Annotated in this window: 16 protein-coding genes; 10 read left to right on the top strand and 6 right to left on the bottom strand. The window is 65.4% G+C overall.

What is annotated here, in order from left to right; translation table 11 throughout:
• Nucleotides 1-56 precede the first annotated feature (56 nt).
• Complete coding sequence (locus G6P99_RS45760) at nucleotides 57-1,892, bottom strand: di-heme-cytochrome C peroxidase (RefSeq protein WP_029083190.1); 1,836 nt, start codon at nucleotides 1,890-1,892, stop codon at nucleotides 57-59.
• Between the two features lie 275 nt (nucleotides 1,893-2,167).
• Here G6P99_RS45760 and G6P99_RS45755 point away from each other — a divergent pair, with 275 nt between their 5' ends.
• Together G6P99_RS45755 and G6P99_RS45750 are read left to right on the top strand one after the other, a co-directional pair.
• Nucleotides 2,168-2,854: an alpha/beta family hydrolase gene (locus G6P99_RS45755; RefSeq protein ID WP_029083191.1), complete on the top strand. Its 687-nt coding sequence runs from the start codon at nucleotides 2,168-2,170 to the stop codon at nucleotides 2,852-2,854.
• A 10-nt stretch (nucleotides 2,855-2,864) separates the two neighbouring features.
• Complete coding sequence (locus G6P99_RS45750; RefSeq protein WP_029083192.1) at nucleotides 2,865-3,596, top strand: aspartate/glutamate racemase family protein; 732 nt, start codon at nucleotides 2,865-2,867, stop codon at nucleotides 3,594-3,596.
• Here G6P99_RS45750 and G6P99_RS45745 read toward each other — a convergent pair.
• Together G6P99_RS45745 and G6P99_RS45740 are read right to left on the bottom strand one after the other, a co-directional pair.
• Complete coding sequence (locus G6P99_RS45745) at nucleotides 3,588-4,370, bottom strand: SDR family oxidoreductase (RefSeq protein ID WP_029083193.1); 783 nt, start codon at nucleotides 4,368-4,370, stop codon at nucleotides 3,588-3,590. The two genes, G6P99_RS45750 and G6P99_RS45745, sit on opposite strands and share 9 nt — an antisense overlap.
• 40 nt (nucleotides 4,371-4,410) lie before the next feature.
• Nucleotides 4,411-5,385 carry a ketopantoate reductase family protein gene (locus G6P99_RS45740; protein WP_029083194.1) on the bottom strand — a complete coding sequence of 325 codons (975 nt, stop codon included), beginning with the start codon at nucleotides 5,383-5,385 and terminating at the stop codon, nucleotides 4,411-4,413.
• A gap of 178 nt (nucleotides 5,386-5,563) precedes the next feature.
• On the opposite strand from G6P99_RS45740, the gene G6P99_RS45735 reads away from it, so the two are divergent.
• The gene (locus G6P99_RS45735) at nucleotides 5,564-6,364 is read left to right on the top strand and encodes an enoyl-CoA hydratase-related protein (protein ID WP_029083195.1); all 801 of its coding nucleotides are present in this window, start codon (nucleotides 5,564-5,566) and stop codon (nucleotides 6,362-6,364) included.
• Between the two features lie 97 nt (nucleotides 6,365-6,461).
• Here G6P99_RS45735 and G6P99_RS45730 read toward each other — a convergent pair whose 3' ends face one another.
• Together G6P99_RS45730 and G6P99_RS45725 are read right to left on the bottom strand one after the other, a co-directional pair.
• Nucleotides 6,462-6,725, bottom strand: coding sequence for a hypothetical protein (locus G6P99_RS45730; RefSeq protein WP_029083196.1), 264 nt, complete (start codon nucleotides 6,723-6,725; stop codon nucleotides 6,462-6,464).
• A gap of 62 nt (nucleotides 6,726-6,787) precedes the next feature.
• Nucleotides 6,788-7,672, bottom strand: a complete 885-nt coding sequence (locus G6P99_RS45725) for a LysR family transcriptional regulator (RefSeq protein WP_029083197.1) — start codon at nucleotides 7,670-7,672, stop codon at nucleotides 6,788-6,790.
• Nucleotides 7,673-7,788: 116 nt separating this feature from the next.
• Here G6P99_RS45725 and G6P99_RS45720 point away from each other — a divergent pair, with 116 nt between their 5' ends.
• From G6P99_RS45720 to G6P99_RS45705, 4 genes are all read left to right on the top strand, one after another.
• A complete protein-coding gene (locus G6P99_RS45720) occupies nucleotides 7,789-9,150 on the top strand; it encodes an FAD-dependent oxidoreductase (protein ID WP_029083198.1) in 1,362 nt (453 codons plus the stop codon).
• A gap of 13 nt (nucleotides 9,151-9,163) precedes the next feature.
• Nucleotides 9,164-10,168, top strand: coding sequence for an ABC transporter substrate-binding protein (locus G6P99_RS45715; RefSeq protein ID WP_165126811.1), 1,005 nt, complete (start codon nucleotides 9,164-9,166; stop codon nucleotides 10,166-10,168).
• 160 nt (nucleotides 10,169-10,328) lie between these two features.
• Complete coding sequence (locus tag G6P99_RS45710; protein ID WP_029083200.1) at nucleotides 10,329-11,102, top strand: ABC transporter ATP-binding protein; 774 nt, start codon at nucleotides 10,329-10,331, stop codon at nucleotides 11,100-11,102.
• Nucleotides 11,095-11,922, top strand: a complete 828-nt coding sequence (locus G6P99_RS45705) for an ABC transporter permease (RefSeq protein WP_029083201.1) — start codon at nucleotides 11,095-11,097, stop codon at nucleotides 11,920-11,922. The genes G6P99_RS45710 and G6P99_RS45705 overlap by 8 nt, the downstream gene beginning before the upstream one ends.
• Nucleotides 11,923-11,992: 70 nt before the next feature.
• Here G6P99_RS45705 and gtdA read toward each other — a convergent pair whose 3' ends face one another.
• Complete coding sequence (gtdA, locus tag G6P99_RS45700; protein ID WP_029083202.1) at nucleotides 11,993-13,033, bottom strand: gentisate 1,2-dioxygenase; 1,041 nt, start codon at nucleotides 13,031-13,033, stop codon at nucleotides 11,993-11,995.
• A gap of 99 nt (nucleotides 13,034-13,132) precedes the next feature.
• Between gtdA and maiA the strand changes: the two genes are divergently transcribed.
• Genes maiA through G6P99_RS45685 form a run of 3 tightly spaced genes read left to right on the top strand, consistent with a single transcriptional unit; the run spans nucleotide 13,133 to nucleotide 15,451 of the window.
• On the top strand, nucleotides 13,133-13,765 hold the full coding sequence (gene maiA, locus G6P99_RS45695) for a maleylacetoacetate isomerase (RefSeq protein ID WP_029083203.1): 633 nt from the start codon (nucleotides 13,133-13,135) through the stop codon (nucleotides 13,763-13,765).
• On the top strand, nucleotides 13,755-14,267 hold the full coding sequence (locus G6P99_RS45690; RefSeq protein WP_029083204.1) for a MarR family winged helix-turn-helix transcriptional regulator: 513 nt from the start codon (nucleotides 13,755-13,757) through the stop codon (nucleotides 14,265-14,267). Before maiA ends, G6P99_RS45690 begins: the two co-directional genes overlap by 11 nt.
• Nucleotides 14,267-15,451: a 3-hydroxybenzoate 6-monooxygenase gene (locus tag G6P99_RS45685; RefSeq protein ID WP_029083205.1), complete on the top strand. Its 1,185-nt coding sequence runs from the start codon at nucleotides 14,267-14,269 to the stop codon at nucleotides 15,449-15,451. The genes G6P99_RS45690 and G6P99_RS45685 overlap by 1 nt, the downstream gene beginning before the upstream one ends.
• The last annotated feature ends 64 nt before the right edge of the window (nucleotides 15,452-15,515 follow it).

The following is a 15,515-nucleotide window of genomic DNA, read 5'->3' as shown; positions in this document are numbered from 1 at the left end:
CGCCGTCCTTCAGACGGCTATGCCTGGCCATGACGGAGAGCAATGATTTGCGAGGCTTACAGCGTCTTGATGAACTCGATCAAAGCGCGGCGCTCGTTTTCCGTCAGCTCCGGCCCGATCACGCCGGTGCGCTTCTCGTTCGAGAATTCGTGTCCGGAGTTGCTGTTGCCGCGCTTGGTGGTGTCGAGCACGAAGCCGTTCTTGATCTTGTCCTTCCAGACATAGCCGAGATCCTTGGGATCATACTCGCGGCTGCCGAGATAGAAGGTCGCGGGACGCTCCTTCACCGGCGACAGCAGTGCGTGGATGGTCGGGACTGATCCGTTGTGCAGGTAGGGCGGCGTCGCCCAGATGCCGTTGAGCGGCCGGACCTTGTAGGCGAGCGGCGCCTGAATCTCGTTCGGCCGGTAGCCGTTGATGCGCTTGCGATCCTCCGGCGGAGTCTTGTTCTGGTCGTACCAATAGTCGACGGCCTTCTCGACGAGGTCGCCGAGCGCCGGCCCGAAACTGCCGTCCTTGATCTTCAGATTGGCCGGCGTCTCGACCGTACGGCTCGCAAGGCCTTCGGCTTGCGCGCTGTCGGTGCCGATAAGGCTGATCGGAATCATCTCGACGTCGAGCAGCGGCTGGCCGGCGTCGTTCTTGATCCAGCGCTTCTTGTCCTTGAACAGCGCAAAGGCTTCGCTCGCGGGCAGCGCCTTGCTGTTGATCGCCGGGCCATGGCAGCCCTGGCAGTGTGTCTTGTAAAGCCCGCCGCCGATCTTCGCGAGATCCATGTTGATCTGCGGCAGGATGTTCTCCGGCCATTTCGGCGACGCCAGGCCGCCAAAGCCCTTGTCCTCGCTGGGCGGCTCGCCGGCGATCATCCGCTCCATCTCGTGCAGCACGTCGATTCGCGCGCTCGACTTGAACAGGCCCCTGGATTCGTCGAGCAGATTGAGCTCGGCGCTGACGCCGAGCGCCTCTCCGGCGTTGCGCACCATCGGTTGCATGATCGAGCCGTCATATTGCACCCAGCTGAACCATGGCGCGTTCCAGATCCGTGGGAAATGCACCGGCGCCGAATGCGAGGCGTAATTGTCCGGATTGTTCAGGTCGATCGAGAACACCTGGTTGCCGATCCGGTTCAGCGCGTCGAGCCGGGCATAGCCTTCCTCGACGCTGTTGGCGGCGACCTTGGTCTCCAACGAGTTGATGTTGGCGTATTGCTTCAACACCAGATCGAGCTGGCCGCGCAGCGCCATGCGCTCGTCGACGCTCGCATCCTTGCCGAGGATCTCGTCGGCAAAGCGCGAGAAGCGGCCCGGCCAGAACCGGGTCAAGAGCAGCGAGACGCCGACGCTCTTTTGGAATTCGAACAGATTGGTGTTGGCCGGCCCGCCGTCGATCACGATCTCGGTACCGCGATAGGTGAAGCTTCCGGTGTGACAGGCCGCGCAGGTCAGCCCGACCCCGGTCATATCGGCCTTGCTGTGCGGGTTGCGCCAGGGCGCGCCGTTGGTATCCGCCATCGGAGTGCCCTGCGCGAAGCCGATCGGCAGCGCATCCGGCTTGCCCGGGATCACGGTGTCGGGAATAAAGCCGAAGCGGCCGAGATAATTGGTCTCGCTGAGCCGCGGCGCCGCTGTGAACAGCGGCCAGACCGTCGGCTGTTCCAGCGCCATGAACCATTCATGGGGAATGCCGAAGGTCCGGGTGCCCTGGTCGGCGTGATAGAACCAGCGCAGCCGCTCGGCGCTGACATTCTGATCCAGCCACACGCTCTTTGCCGGCGGCTGGTAGTCGACGACCTTGACGCGGAAGCTGCTCACCACCGTCTCGATATCGTCCTTGAAGTAGAGGACGCCGGCGACAATCAGCAGTCCGATGAAGAAGATCGTCTTGCGAGGCATGCCCCGTCCCCCGATTCGTGGTACCCGCGCGTGATATGGACGAGATGTTAAGAATCGCCGAAAACAAGTTCGCGTTCTGCGTGTGTCATGCTGCGCGCCATCCTACAGTGGCGGCTCTTGGTCTAACAACGGAAATGTTGCAAAGGCAATGTTGCAAAGGAAATGTTGATCGGCTGTGAGCCAGTTCACTTACGGCATCGCTGTTGCGGTGGCATTTGCGCGCATCAAGGCCTGCGGCTAGAACTAACGGCACAACAATTCTTCGAGATATCATCTTGAACGCGTCAGGCGCGCAACCCCTCACGATCACGATCTCGGACGACAGCACGGTGTCCGCGCTGCTGCTGCGCCCGGCGCAGCCGCGTGCGGCCTACGTGTTTGCGCATGGCGCCGGCGCCGGCGCCGGCATGACCCATGCCTCGATGGAAGCGATTGCGGTCGGCCTCGCCGAGCGCGGCATCGCGACGCTGCGCTATCAGTTTCCCTACATGGAGAAGGGCAGCAAGCGGCCCGATCCGCCCGCCGTCGCGCAAGCAACGGTGCGCGCCGCGGTGGCGGAGACTGCGCGGCGTTGCGGCGAACTGCCGCTGTTCGCCGGCGGCAAGTCGTTCGGCGGACGCATGACGTCGCAGGCGCAGGCGAAAGCGCCGCTCGCCGGCGTGCGCGGGCTGGTGTTCCTCGGCTTCCCCCTGCATCCCGCCGGCAAGCCGTCGAGCGAGCGGGCCAAACATCTCGCCGAGGTCAAGGTCCCGATGCTGTTCCTGCAGGGCACGCGCGATGCGCTGGCCGAACTCGACCTGCTCGAGCCTGTGGTGAAGGGGTTGGGCAGCCGTGCGACGCTGCATCTGGTGCAGGAGGCCGATCACTCCTTCCATGTCCTCAAGCGCTCCGGTCGCAACGACCGCGAGGTGATGGCCGAGCTGCTCGATGCGTTCGCGGCGTGGGTCGTGAAACATTCGTGAGCCGTAACCCATGACAAAGATCCTGATCGTCAACCCCAACACCACCGCGTCGATGACCGCGACCATCGCCACCGCTGCGCAGGCGGTTGCCGCATCCGGCACCGAGATCGTGGCGGTCACCTCGTCGATGGGGCCGGCCTCGATCGAGGGCTTCTACGACGAGGCGTTTGCCGTTCCCGGCCTGATCGAGGCGCTGTTGAAGACGCCCGATGCGGACGCCGGCATCATCGCCTGCTTCGACGACACCGGGCTCGATGCCGCGCGGTCGGCGACGCGCTATCCGGTAGTCGGGATCTGCGAAGCGGCGCTGGTCACCGCCGGACAGATCGCCAAGCGCATCGGCATCGTCACCACGCTGCCGCGCTCGATCGTGCCGCTTGAAGAGCTGGTGCGCCGCTACGGCTTTGCTGACCGCGCCGTGGTCACTGCCTGCGACGTCGCAGTGCTCGATCTCGAGAAGCCGGGCTCTGGCGCAAAGCCAAAGCTGCAGGCGGAGATCGCGCGGGCACTGGAGAAGGGGGCCGACGCCATCGTGCTCGGCTGTGCCGGCATGGCCGATCATGCGCATGAGCTGTCGGTACAGTTCGACGTTCCCGTGGTCGACGGCGTCGCCGCCGCAGTGAAGCAGGCGGAAGCGCTCGCCGGTCTCAAGCTCACGACGTCACGCCGCGGCGCTTACGCCTCGCCCGCGGCGAAGGCCTATTCCGGTCCGTTGGGGAAGTTCGCGCCGCCGTCAGCCTGACGCCGCACCGCCATAGATCCGGTCGCGCAGGCGGCGCATGCCGGCGAGCCAGCGCTCGCGGTTGGTGGCCTTGCGCTGCATGTATTCCTGCACCTGCGGATGCGAGAGGATCAGGAAGCGCTCCTCGGCCATCGCCTCGATCACCATCCGCGCCACCTCGCCCGGCTGCAGCACGCCGTCGACGCGCGCTGCGCTCGGGCCCGGCGTCGTCATGCCGGTCTGCACCGATTGCGGACAGAGCACGGAGACGCGGATGCCGCGATCGCCATACTGGATGGCGAGATGTTCGGCGAGCGCGACCGCGGCGCTCTTGGTCACGCCGTAAGGCATCGAGTTCAGCGAGGCCAGTAGCCCCGCGGCCGATGCGGTGTTGATGAGATAACCGGAGCCGCGCGCCAGCATGCCGGGCACCAGCACGCGCGCCGCGAACACATGGCTCATCACATGCACCCGCCAGCTCATGTCCCAGTCGGCATCGGACGCGGCTTCCTGTCCCTTGCGCGACAATCCGGCATTGGAGAAGAACACGTCGACCGGACCATATTTGTCCTCGGCCGCGGCGATCAGCGCCTTGATGTCTTCCTCGAGCCCGACATCGGCGGTGACCGCAAGCCCGTCGATATCGCCGGCGACATTGGCGAGCCGGTCGCGCGAGGTCTTGAGATCGGCGACTACGACGCCGCGGGCGCCGGCCTCCGCATAGGCCCGCGCCACCGCTTCGCCGATCCCGCTCGCGCCGCCGGTGACGACGCAGACCTTGTCCTTGACGTGCATGGTTCGATGTCCCTGCTTGTTATCGTGGTGGGGCGGATTGTCAGCCCTGATAGAGGTCCTTGTCACGCGCCTTCTGGATCGCGAGCGCGGCCATCAGGTCGAGCATCGGGGTCGAGAGATCAGCGACGCGGGCAAACGCCACCGGTGCGCGCACCAGCACGTCGATCTCCATGACGCGGCCGAGCTCGTAGTCCTGCAGGATCGAGGGCTTGTGGTCGGGCGCCGGCCCGCTGCGGGTGACGCGCTTGACCGCAGGGATATAGCGCGTCGCCACGGCATTGGCTTCGTCGAGCAGGCGCGGGATGATGTCCTGCAGTGTCGGATCGTCGCGGACGCCGCGCGCGGTCAGCCCGGTCAATAGGCAGAGCACCGACATCGACATGTTGGTGAGCAGTTTCGACCAGATCGTCTCGCGGATTTCCGTGACCTCGGGCGATTCGATCGAGGCTTCATTCAGTGCCGCACGCAGCGTGGCGATGCGCTCGCTCTGCCGGTCGTCACATTCGCCGATCAAGAGGCGATTGCGCTCCGGCGACAGGTTTGCCGCCACGCCGGGCGCGATCACCTCGTTGGACGAGAAGATCACGCCGCCGATGATCCGCTCCTTTGGGACGGCGCTGCGCAGCCGTCCGCCGGGATCGAGGAAGCCGAGATCGGGGATGGCGGGATGCTGCGGCGGCAGGCCGAGATCGTACCACCAGGGAATGCCGTTTTGCGCGAACACGATGGCGGTGTCGCGCTGAAGCAGCGGCAAAAGCCCGGTTGCGAGCGCGCCGATGCCGGTCGCCTTCAACGTGCTGATAACGACGTCCTGCGGCCCCAGCTCGGCAGGATCGGCCGACGCCTTCACCTTTGCGGTGACCCTGGTGCCGCCGACCTCGAGCGTCAATCCGTTGGTCCTGACCGCGTCGAGATGCCGCCCGCGCATCACGCAGGACACATCGTGGCCGGCGCGAGCCAGCCGGACTGCGAAATGGCTGCCGACGGCGCCCGCGCCGAAAATGCAAATACGCATGAGTGGAACAATTCCTTGCAACGTGCCGCGTCAGTTTCCACAAGCGCGGGGCATCGCGCAACCCGTCATGCGCGTGGCGCGGTCGCGCGCGCCGAAAGTGATGGATCAAGGCATCTCCGCTCGCCATAGTGCAAGGCTGGTACAAGGCAAGATCAATGCCGAACGAGGGAGAAAATTCATGTCGGCCAGCCCAGTCCTGTGGAGCCTCGATGCGCGCGGGGTCGCGACCGTCACGCTGAATCGCCCCGAGGTCAACAATGCCTATGACGGCGCGCTGATTGCCGGCGTGCTGGCCGCGATCGACGATCTCTCGACCAGGCCGGTGCGCGTCGTGGTGCTCAAGGGCAATGGCAAGCATTTCCAGGCCGGCGCCGACCTGAAATGGATCAACGGCGTGCGGCCGAAATCATCGGAGGAGAACGAGGTGGCGTCGCGCGCCACGTTCGAGGCGGTGCAGCGCCTCAACACGCTGCCGGTCCCGACGGTCGCACTGGTGCAGGGCGGCTGCTTCGGCGGCGGCACCGGCGTGATCTCGGCCTGCGATGTGGTGATCGCGGCGGATAGCGCGCTGTTCTCGATCACCGAGGTGCGCTGGGGCCTGACCGCGGCGATCATCATCCCGCAGCTCTGCGACGCCATCGGCGTGCGCCAGGTACGCCGCTACGCGCTGACTGGCGAACGCTTCGGCGCCGAGGACGCGCGCCGCATCGGCCTCGTGCACGAGGTGGTGCCATCAGCCGATCTCGAAAGCGCCGGCGCCAAGGTCGTGGAGCAGCTGCTCGGCAACGCACCGGATGCGATGGCCGAGACTAAGAAGCTCGCGATGGAAAGCTCGTTCGGCGGCATGGGCGTGGACGACGACGCCTACGAGCGTCTCGTCCATCTGCATTCGGCCAAGCGGCAGACCGCCGAGGCGGCCGAAGGGCTCGCGTCCTTCGCCGAGAAGCGCGCGGGGCGATGGGGCGGCGGTAAACTGTAGGGCGGGTTAGCCGGAGGCGTAACCCGCCGCTCTTATCCCGATGGATCGGCGGATTCCGCTTCGCTAATCCGCCCTACAATGTTCTTTGCGGCTTCGCTCAGCAGCCGTTGCAGATGCCGCGGATGCTCCGGTAGACCTCTTCGTCGTCACGGCGCATCTGTTGCAGCTGATCGAATGTCTTCGATTCGCTCGATTGCGTCGCAGGCGCTTCAGGCTTCCGCCGCGCCGCCAGCTCCTGCTCCTGGCGGTGATAGCAGGCCTCGCGTTCCGCCTTGGCCTCGATGAAGCGGCAGGTCTCGATCGCCGCCGCGGGCCCAGCGAGGATGATGAGGCCGAGCGAAACTGAGATCAGGAGCTTCAAGCGGGCGATCCTTTCGTGGTCTTGTCTCAGGTCGGCGTGCGAGGGGCAAGACCGCCATCGTATCACAGCGATTGCGACAGCGATTTCTTCAATGTCTTCAGCAGCGCCTGCACCGCGGCGGCATTGATGCGGCGTTCCGGAACGGCGGCCTTCACCCACAGTTCCGGGATCGGAAACTCAGTGAGCACCGGCTGCAAGGTGCCGTCGCGCAGCGCGTCCGCGACCAGATAATGCGAGAGCAGGGCGATGCCGTTGCCGGCGATCGCGCTTTGCGTCAGCACGCGGCCCTCGTTCGAAGAGAGAATCGGGCGCACCTGGATATAGATGCGGCCGCGCGGCCCCTCGAACGGCCATTCCGGGCCGGTCGGCAGGAAGCTGAGGCAGCGATGATCGACCAGGTCGCGCGGATGCTTCGGTGTGCCGTGCTTCTTCAGATACACAGGCGAGGCGCACAACAGCCGCGGCAGCCGGCACAACGGCTCGTCGACGACGCCGCCGAACGAATGCGGGAAGGCGCCGATCGCGATATCAAAACCCTCGGTCACCGGATCGACCGGACGGTCGATCATCACGATCTCGAGCTTCACGCTGCGGTTCTGTCTCTGGAAGATCGTGAAAGCGTCGGCGAGCCGCGCCACCGTCAGCGAGGTCGGCGCCTTGACGCGGAGGTGATCAGTGAGGTCGCGCTGCTTCTCGCCCATCCGCGACAAGAGATCGCCGACATCGGCAACCACGCCGCGGGCGCGATGGACATATTGCTGCCCGGCCTCGGTCAGCCGCAATTGGCGGGTCGAGCGGTGGAACAGCGCGGTACCGATCCGCTCCTCGAGCTGGGTGACGCGCTTGGCGACGACTGAGGTCGCGACGTTGAGCCTGCGCGCGGCGGCAGAGAAGCCGCCGGCGTCGGCGGTGGCAAGGAAGGCCTCGAGGTTGACCAGCGTATCCATCTGCTCTTCCCGCGCCTTTCTCGATTCGCGAAAGCTGATTACATAATTTGGTGGATTGTACTGCAATCCGCATCAATTCATAGTTGGCGCAATCAACTTTGTTCAGGGCGGAAATGATGCGAGCGAGCACGATCGAAGAACCTGCGCGGCAGGTCCCCCTCTATGGCGAATATGACGTGGTGGTGCTCGGCGGCGGACCGGCCGGCATCGCGGCCGCCGTCGGCGCGGCACGTGCCGGACGGCGGACGCTGCTGATCGAGCGTTACGGATTTCTCGGCGGCATGGGCACCGCGGCGGGTGTGACCAACTTCTGCGGACTCCACGCCAACATCTTCGGCGAGATGCACCGTGTGGTGCAGGGCATCGCCTCCGACTTGCTGGCGCGGATCGACCGTCTCGGCGGGTTGAACGCGCCGCATCTGATCCTCGGCAAGATCCTTGCGCAGGCGTATGACACCGCCGCCTACAAGATCGCGGCGGACGATCTGCTGGCGCATCACAAGGTCGACATCCTGTTCCACGCGCTCGGTGCCGGCGTTGTGATGGACGGCGCGCGGATTCGCGCGCTAATGGTGGAAACCAAGGCCGGCCGGCAGGCGGTGCTGGCCAGCATCTTCATCGACTGTTCCGGCGACGGCGATCTCGCGGTGTGGGCCGGCGCGCCCTTTGAAGTAGGCGACAACCAAGGCGGCATGCTCTACCCCTCGATGATGTTCCGCCTCAACGGCATCGATCCGGCGAAGGCGGGCGATGCGTGGCGCACCATCCCCGCGCTGATGGCGGAGGCCGAGGCCGCCGGTACGTATAAATTCCCGCGCAAGTCGGCGATCGTGCGGCCGCAGAAATCGCAGATCGAATGGCGGGTGAATTTCACGCAGGTGACGCGAAGTGATGGCGGCGCCATCTCGGGCATCGATCCCGATGACATGACCCGTGGCGAGATCGAGGGCCGCCGCCAGGCGGTCGAGGCTTTCGTGTTTCTGCGCACGGTGCCCGGCTTCGAGAATTCCTACATCGTCGATCTGCCGCCGCAGCTAGGCATCCGCGAGACGCGGCGCGTGATCGGCGGCTACATGCTGTCAGGCGAGGATGTGCTGGGCTGCGCCTCGTTCGAGGATTCGATCGGCGTCAACGGTTGGCCGAAGGAGTCACACGTGCCGGGCGACGTGATCTTCGAGTTTCCGCCGATCCCGGAGAGCCGCGGCTACAACGAGTTGCCGTACCGCATGCTGGTGCCTGATGGTGTCGACAATCTCCTGGTTGCCGGCCGTTGCGCCTCGATGACCCATGAAGGGCAGTCGGCCGCGCGCGTCTCCGGTGCCTGTTTTGTGATGGGCGAGGCGGCGGGAACCGCGGCTGCGCTGGCGCTGTCGGGTAACACGATTCCGCGCGACATTTCCGTCGAAAAGTTGCAACAACAGCTTGGCAAGCAGGGCGCGTTCATCGGCCGCGATCAGGCCGTGCCCGAAGGACTTTAGGCGGAGGACGGCAATGAAGGGTTGGACGCGGCTCGCACTCGCGGGTCTGCTGGTCTGGGCCGCGAGCGGCATCGCGCGGGCCGATGATTTCCTCAAGGCGAAGATCGGCGTCTTGCGCCTGTCGTCCTCGGCGCCGGTGTTCATCGCGCAGGACAAGGGCTATTTCCGCGACGCCGGCCTCGACGTCGAGTTGAAATTCTTCGATGCGGCACAGCCGATCGCGGTCGCGACCACCTCGGGCGATATCGATTTCGGCATCACCGCCTTCACCGCGGGCCTCTATAACCTCGCCGGCAAGGGCACGCTGAAGGTGATCGGCGGCATGAGCCGCGAGAAGGCCGGCTATCCCCTGATCGGCTATTTCGCCAGCAACAATGCCTACGCGGCGGGCCTCAAGACCCCGAAGGATCTGGCCGGCAAGCGCGTGGCGGTGACCCAGGTCGGCTCCAGCTTCCATTATTCGCTCGGCCTGCTCGCCGACAAATACGGCTTCAAACTGTCCGACGTGAAAGTCGTGCCGTTGCAGTCGCTGTCGAACGCGGCGGCGGCGCTGAAGGGCGAGACGGTCGATGCGGCGCTGCTGCCGGTCTCGACCGCGCGGACGCTGATGGATTCCAACGGCGCGAAGTTTCTGGGCTGGGTCGGCGACGAGACGCCGTGGCAGCTTGGCGCCATCTTCGCTTCGCCGAAGACGCTGACCAACGCACAGCTGGTGACCCGGCTGCTCACCGCGCTCACCCGTGCCGACCACGAATATCACGACGTGATCCTCACGGCGATCAAGGATGGCGTGGTGCCGATCAACGACAAGACTAGGCCGTTGCTCGAGATCATCGCCAAATACACCAATCTGCCGGTCGAGCAGGTGGTCGGCAACTGCGCCTATATCGATCCCGACGGCAAGCTCGACGTGAAGAACGTCGACAACCAGATCAAATGGCTGCAGGCGCAGGGCTTCGTCGACAAGGGCTTTGACGCCAATGCGATCATCGCCAAGGACTATGTGAAGGCGGATTGATGCAGAGCCGCGCACGCAACTCCATCCCCGTCACCCTGAGGAGCGCGCACTTGCGCGCGTCTCGAAGGGTCGACGGCCCGGATGCAGCTCGGCCGTGCATCCTTCGAGACGCGCTTCGCGCTCCTCAGGATGACGGTTCAAGCTGGGAAAGCGGGGTGACATGGACCTGATCGCCGACCATATCAGCCATCGCTTCGGCGCGCTCGACGTGCTCGATGATGTCTCCTTCCAGGTCTCGGCGGGCGAGATCGTCGCGATCGTGGGTCCCTCCGGCTGCGGCAAGAGCACGCTGCTGTCGATCCTCGGCGGCCTGCTGCGGCCATCCGCGGGCGCCGCCGAACTGCGCGGCGCGCCGCCGGCCGGCAGCCTCAATCCGCTGACCTTCGTGTTCCAGGATTTTGCCCTGCTGCCGTGGAATACGGTCGAGGAGAATGTCGCGTTTCCGCTGTTGCACACGGCCCTGAGCGCCGGCGAGCGCCGTGCGGTGATCGACGACGCGCTGCGCCGCACCGGTCTCTCCGATTTCCGTGCGACCTACCCAAAACAGCTGTCCGGCGGCATGCGTCAGCGCGTCGGCATTGCGCGTGCGCTCGCTGTCCGACCAGCGATACTGCTGATGGACGAGCCGCTATCGGCGCTGGATTCGCAGACTCGCGAGCTCCTGATGGAGGATTTCGTAGGCTTGCTTGCCGACGGCACGATGGGCGCGGTCTATGTAACGCATAACCTTGAGGAAGCGGTGCGGCTCGCCGACCGCGTCGTCGTGCTGTCACGCCGCCCCGGCCGCATCAGGGAGATCGTGACCATTCCGATGACGCGTGCCGAACGCGGTGCGGCGGACGCGCGCGGGCCGCTGGCCGCGCTTCAAGGGGAGCTGTGGTCGCTGATCCGGAAAGAGGCGATCGATGCCGAGCGCGAGGTTCAGCATGCTTGACCGCGCGCCGCAGGAGACGAACGATCCGTCGGCGGAAGCAACGCGGCCGGTCGCGTTTCGCGGCGCCGGCTTTACCCCGGGCGGCAGCCGCTATGCCGGCTGGATCGCGCTCGCGCTTGTGATCGCGGTATGGCAGCTCGCGGGTAGCGCAGGATTGGTCAATCCGCTGTTCCTGCCGGCGCCGTCGGCGATCGCCGTGGCGATCACCAAGCTCGCGATGTCGGGCGCGCTGTGGCAGCACCTCTCGTGGTCGATCATGCGGATCGGCACCGGCTGGATCCTCGGCACCGTTGCCGGCGTCATCGTTGGTTTCGCGATCGGGCTGTCGACCCTGGCGCGCGGTGTCGGCATCACCTTCATCTCGGCGCTATTCCCGATTCCGAAGATCGCGCTGCTGCCGCTCCTGATCCTGTGGCTCGGAATCGGCGAGGAGCCGAAGATCGCGACCATTGCGCTCGGTGTGTTCTTCTCGACCGCGATCTCGGTCTATAGCGGCGTCGATGCGGTGCCGCGCAATCTGATCCGGATGGCGCAAAGCTTCAACGTGCCGTTCCATGCCATCGTGCGCCGCGTGATCTGGCCGGGCGCGCTGCCCTCGATCCTCGCCGGCTTCCGCATCACCGCATCGGTTGCGCTCCTGCTCGTCGTCAGCGCCGAGATGATCGGCGCGCAATACGGCATCGGCGCCTTCGTGCTGCAGGCCGGCAATCTGATGCAGACCGATCAGCTGCTCGCCGGCGTCGTGATCCTGTCGCTGTTCGGGCTTGCGGTGGGGAAGCTGATCAACTGGCTGGAGACACGGCTGCTGCACTGGCGGTGAAGTGCACATCGCGAGCCCCAACCTCCGCCGTCGTCCCGGGCCGCGCTTCGCTTGCCCGGGACGACGGGTGTTACGCGTTCCCGCGATCCTCGCGGAACAGGTCGAGCTTCTGCTGCACCGGGCGGTCGGAGAACGAGAACAGCACGGAGTCGGCATCGGCCTCGTGGGTGGCCCAGTGCCAGCTCGGCACCACGAACAGGTCGCGCGGGCCCCACTCGAAAGTCTGGTCGCCGACCCGTGTGCGGCCCTTGCCCTCGATCGCGGCGAACACGGTGGCGTCGGTCGCCCGATAGCGCGCGGTCTTGAAGCCCTTCGGCAGCAGCTGGATGAAGGTGCCGATGGTCGGCATCGCGAAATCGCCGGTCTCGGGGTTGGAGAATTTCAACTTCAGGCCGTGGCAGGCGTCCCATTCGTCGCTGACCTTGGCCTTCTCCAGCGCCTCGCGGGTGTATTCATAGGGGTAGTTGAAGATCGGCGAGGTCTTCGAGGTCCGCTTCTGGTCAACAGGCAGCAGATTGTGGCCGTAGCGCGCGAAGCTCGCGCCGGCCGGCTTGGAGATCGACTGCTGGTCTTCCTTGGCGCCTTCCGCAAACGAGCAGTCGAAGAATTGCACCATCGGAATGTCGAGCCCGTCGAGCCAGAACATCGGCTCACTGGTTTCGTTGGAATGGTCGTGCCAGGTCATCGAGGGCGTGATGACGAAATCGCCCGGCGCCATCGCGGTGCGCTCGCCATCGACGGCGGTGAAGGCGCCCTTGCCCTCGAGCACGAAGCGCAGCGCTGACTGCGCGTGACGATGGGCAGGAGCGATGTCGCCCGGCACCACCATCTGCACGCCGGCGAACAGCGAGGTCGTGATCTTGGACTGGCCGCGCAGGCCGGGATTTTCCAGCACCAGCACGCGACGCTCGGCTTCCTTGGCCGTGATCAGCCTGCCGGCCTCGTTCATGTAATCGCGGATCTGATCGAATTTCCAGAGGTGAGGGCGGCAGGCGCTCTTCGGCTCCGGCGTGATCAGATCGTTCATCACGTTCCAGAGTGCCGAGAGGTTTTCGCCGTCGATCTTCTTGTAGAACGCCTCGCGCTCCGGGGTCTTCTGCACGGCTTCCATGGCAAGCCTCCCATCATTCTTGTCGGTTCAATTTAATTGACAGTATACTGACAATATGGCTAGCGTCAATCAACCACGCAAAATGCAAGGGAGGTTCCGATGAAGCTGCATGGCTATTTCCGGAGCAGCGCGTCCTATCGGGTGCGGATCGCCCTCAATCTGAAGGGGCTCACGCCGGAGCATCTGCCGCATCATCTGCGCAAGGGCGAGCAATGCGCGCCGGCCTACCTCGCGATCAATCCGCAGGGGCTGGTGCCGACCTTGGAGAGCGACGCCGGTGCGATCCTGACGCAGTCGCTCGCGATCATCGAATGGCTCGACGAGACCCATCCCAATCCACCTTTGCTGCCAAAGGATCCGATGCGGCGCGCCAAGGTGCGGGCGTTCGCGCAGGCGATCGCCTGCGACACCCACCCGGTGCAGAATTTGAAGGTCTTGGCGCGGCTGCGTCAGCTCGGCCTGCCGGAGGCGCAGGTCACGGAGTGGGCGGCCTGGGCCAATCGCGAGGGCCTGGCGGCCTGCGAGACCCTGATCGCGGAGGAGGCGGGGCCGTTCTGCTTCGGCGACCAGCCGACCCTGGCCGATCTCTGTCTGGTGCCGCAGCTCGCCAATGCGCGGCGCTTCGGCGTCGATCTCTCGGCCTATCCGCGCCTGCTCAAGGCCGAGGCCGCGGCAAAACAGGTCAAGGCGTTTGCCGACGCCGCCCCGGACAAGCAACCCGATGCCGAATAGCAAGCCAACGCCCGTCACCATGGACGCGGTCTACACCGCGCCCGGCTATCTGTTCCGGCGCATGCAGCAGATCGCGGTCGCGTTGTTCATCGAGGAGTGCAAGGCATTCGACCTGACGCCGGTGCAGTACGCGGCGCTGGTGACGATCTCGACCCATCCCGGCATCGACGCCACCCGGCTCTCCGCGGTGATCGCGTTCGACCGCTCCACGCTCGGCAATGTGATCGAGCGGCTGCAGGCCAAGGAGTTCATCGCGCGCAAGCCGTCGCCCGAGGACAAGCGCGTCAAGTTGCTCTATCTCACCAGGGCTGGTGCTGCCGTGCTCAGCGACATCATGCCCTCGGTCGACAAGGCGCAGGCGCGGATGCTGCAGCCGCTGAAGCCGGCCGATCGCAAGACGCTGCTGGCGCTGCTGACCCAGCTCGTTGACCTCAACAACGAGTCCTCGCGGGTGCCGTTGCGCGCCGAGGACGCGCTCGAACATCTGGGGAGGTCGGGCTGATGGCAGACAGCAAGCCGGTCCTGATCGCGGGCGGCGGCATCGGAGGCCTTGCTGTTGCGCTGGGCCTCGCGCAAAAGGGCATCCGCTCGATCCTGCTGGAGAAGGCCTCAGCACTTGGCGAGATCGGCGCCGGCATCCAGCTCGGGCCGAACGCGTTCCACGCCTTCGACTATCTCGGCGTCGGCGAAGCCGCGCGCAACATGGCCGTCTATATCGACCAGCTGCGGCTGATGGATGCGCTGACCGCCGACGAGATCACCCATATCGATCTCGGCGACAGTTTTCGGGCGCGGTTCGGCAATCCCTATGCGGTGGTGCATCGCGGTGATCTGCACGGCGTGTTCCTGCGCGCCTGCCAGAACCACGAATTGATCGAGCTGCGCGTTTCCAGCGAAGTTGTCGGCTACGAGCAGGATGGTTCATCGGTCACTGCAAAGCTCGTCAGCGGCGAGCGCATCGCCGGCCGTCTCCTCATCGGTGCCGACGGGTTGTGGTCGAACATCCGCAAGCAGGTCACATCAGATGGACCGCCGCGCGTCTCCGGCCACACCACCTATCGTTCCGTGATCCCGACCGAGCAGATGCCGGAGGATCTGCGCTGGAACGCGGCCACGCTGTGGGCCGGCCCGAAATGCCACATCGTGCATTACCCGCTGTCGGGCTGGAAGGTGTTCAACCTCGTCGTCACCTATCACAATGATGCGCCGGAGCCGGTCGCCGGCAAGCCGGTCTCCGAGGACGAGGTGATGAGGGGCTTTACCCACGTCCATGAGCGGGCGCAGAACATCATCCGCCACGGCACCAACTGGAAGCTCTGGGTGCTGTGCGACCGCGATCCCGATGAGCGCTGGATCGACGGCCGCGTTGTGCTGCTCGGCGACGCCGCGCATCCGATGCTGCAATATTTCGCGCAGGGCGCCTGCCAGGCGATGGAGGATGCAGTCTGCCTGTCGCACATCATGGCCCATCACGACGACCAGGCGGCGGCGCTCGATACCTACCGCGCGCAACGCTTCCCGCGCACCGCGCGGGTGCAACTGATGTCACGCGCGATCGGCGAGCACGTCTATCACCCCGCCGGCGAGCACGCCCGCATCCGCAACGCGATCATGAGCGCGAAGTCGCAAGCGGAGTGGTGCGACGATATTGCGTGGCTGTATGGCGGGACGGGGCTGGGCGGTTAGCCCCCCCGTCGGTTGACGCAGGAGACGCGGTCCCGCATTTTCAGTCGTCGTCCCGGACAAGCGG

Origin of the sequence: Bradyrhizobium sp. 6(2017), from assembly GCF_011058295.2 — a bacterium.
In the GTDB taxonomy this organism is placed as follows: Bacteria; Pseudomonadota; Alphaproteobacteria; order Rhizobiales; family Xanthobacteraceae; genus Bradyrhizobium; species Bradyrhizobium septentrionale.
Note: the sequence above shows the minus strand (reverse complement) of the source record. Positions and strands in the feature narration are given on the sequence as shown.

Excerpts from the sequence above, each read along its gene's own strand:
- G6P99_RS45690 (WP_029083204.1), top strand. The coding sequence starts at position 13,755 with ATGCCGAATAGCAAGCCAACGCCCGTCACCATGGACGCGGTCTACACC.
- G6P99_RS45725 (WP_029083197.1), bottom strand. The coding sequence starts at position 7,672 with ATGGATACGCTGGTCAACCTCGAGGCCTTCCTTGCCACCGCCGACGCC.
- G6P99_RS45745 (WP_029083193.1), bottom strand. The coding sequence starts at position 4,370 with ATGCACGTCAAGGACAAGGTCTGCGTCGTCACCGGCGGCGCGAGCGGG.
- maiA (WP_029083203.1), top strand. The coding sequence starts at position 13,133 with ATGAAGCTGCATGGCTATTTCCGGAGCAGCGCGTCCTATCGGGTGCGG.
- gtdA (WP_029083202.1), bottom strand. The coding sequence starts at position 13,033 with ATGGAAGCCGTGCAGAAGACCCCGGAGCGCGAGGCGTTCTACAAGAAG.
- G6P99_RS45735 (WP_029083195.1), top strand. The coding sequence starts at position 5,564 with ATGTCGGCCAGCCCAGTCCTGTGGAGCCTCGATGCGCGCGGGGTCGCG.
- G6P99_RS45720 (WP_029083198.1), top strand. The coding sequence starts at position 7,789 with ATGCGAGCGAGCACGATCGAAGAACCTGCGCGGCAGGTCCCCCTCTAT.
- G6P99_RS45715 (WP_165126811.1), top strand. The coding sequence starts at position 9,164 with ATGAAGGGTTGGACGCGGCTCGCACTCGCGGGTCTGCTGGTCTGGGCC.
- G6P99_RS45750 (WP_029083192.1), top strand. The coding sequence starts at position 2,865 with ATGACAAAGATCCTGATCGTCAACCCCAACACCACCGCGTCGATGACC.
- G6P99_RS45760 (WP_029083190.1), bottom strand. The coding sequence starts at position 1,892 with ATGCCTCGCAAGACGATCTTCTTCATCGGACTGCTGATTGTCGCCGGC.
- G6P99_RS45710 (WP_029083200.1), top strand. The coding sequence starts at position 10,329 with ATGGACCTGATCGCCGACCATATCAGCCATCGCTTCGGCGCGCTCGAC.
- G6P99_RS45705 (WP_029083201.1), top strand. The coding sequence starts at position 11,095 with ATGCTTGACCGCGCGCCGCAGGAGACGAACGATCCGTCGGCGGAAGCA.
- G6P99_RS45740 (WP_029083194.1), bottom strand. The coding sequence starts at position 5,385 with ATGCGTATTTGCATTTTCGGCGCGGGCGCCGTCGGCAGCCATTTCGCA.
- G6P99_RS45685 (WP_029083205.1), top strand. The coding sequence starts at position 14,267 with ATGGCAGACAGCAAGCCGGTCCTGATCGCGGGCGGCGGCATCGGAGGC.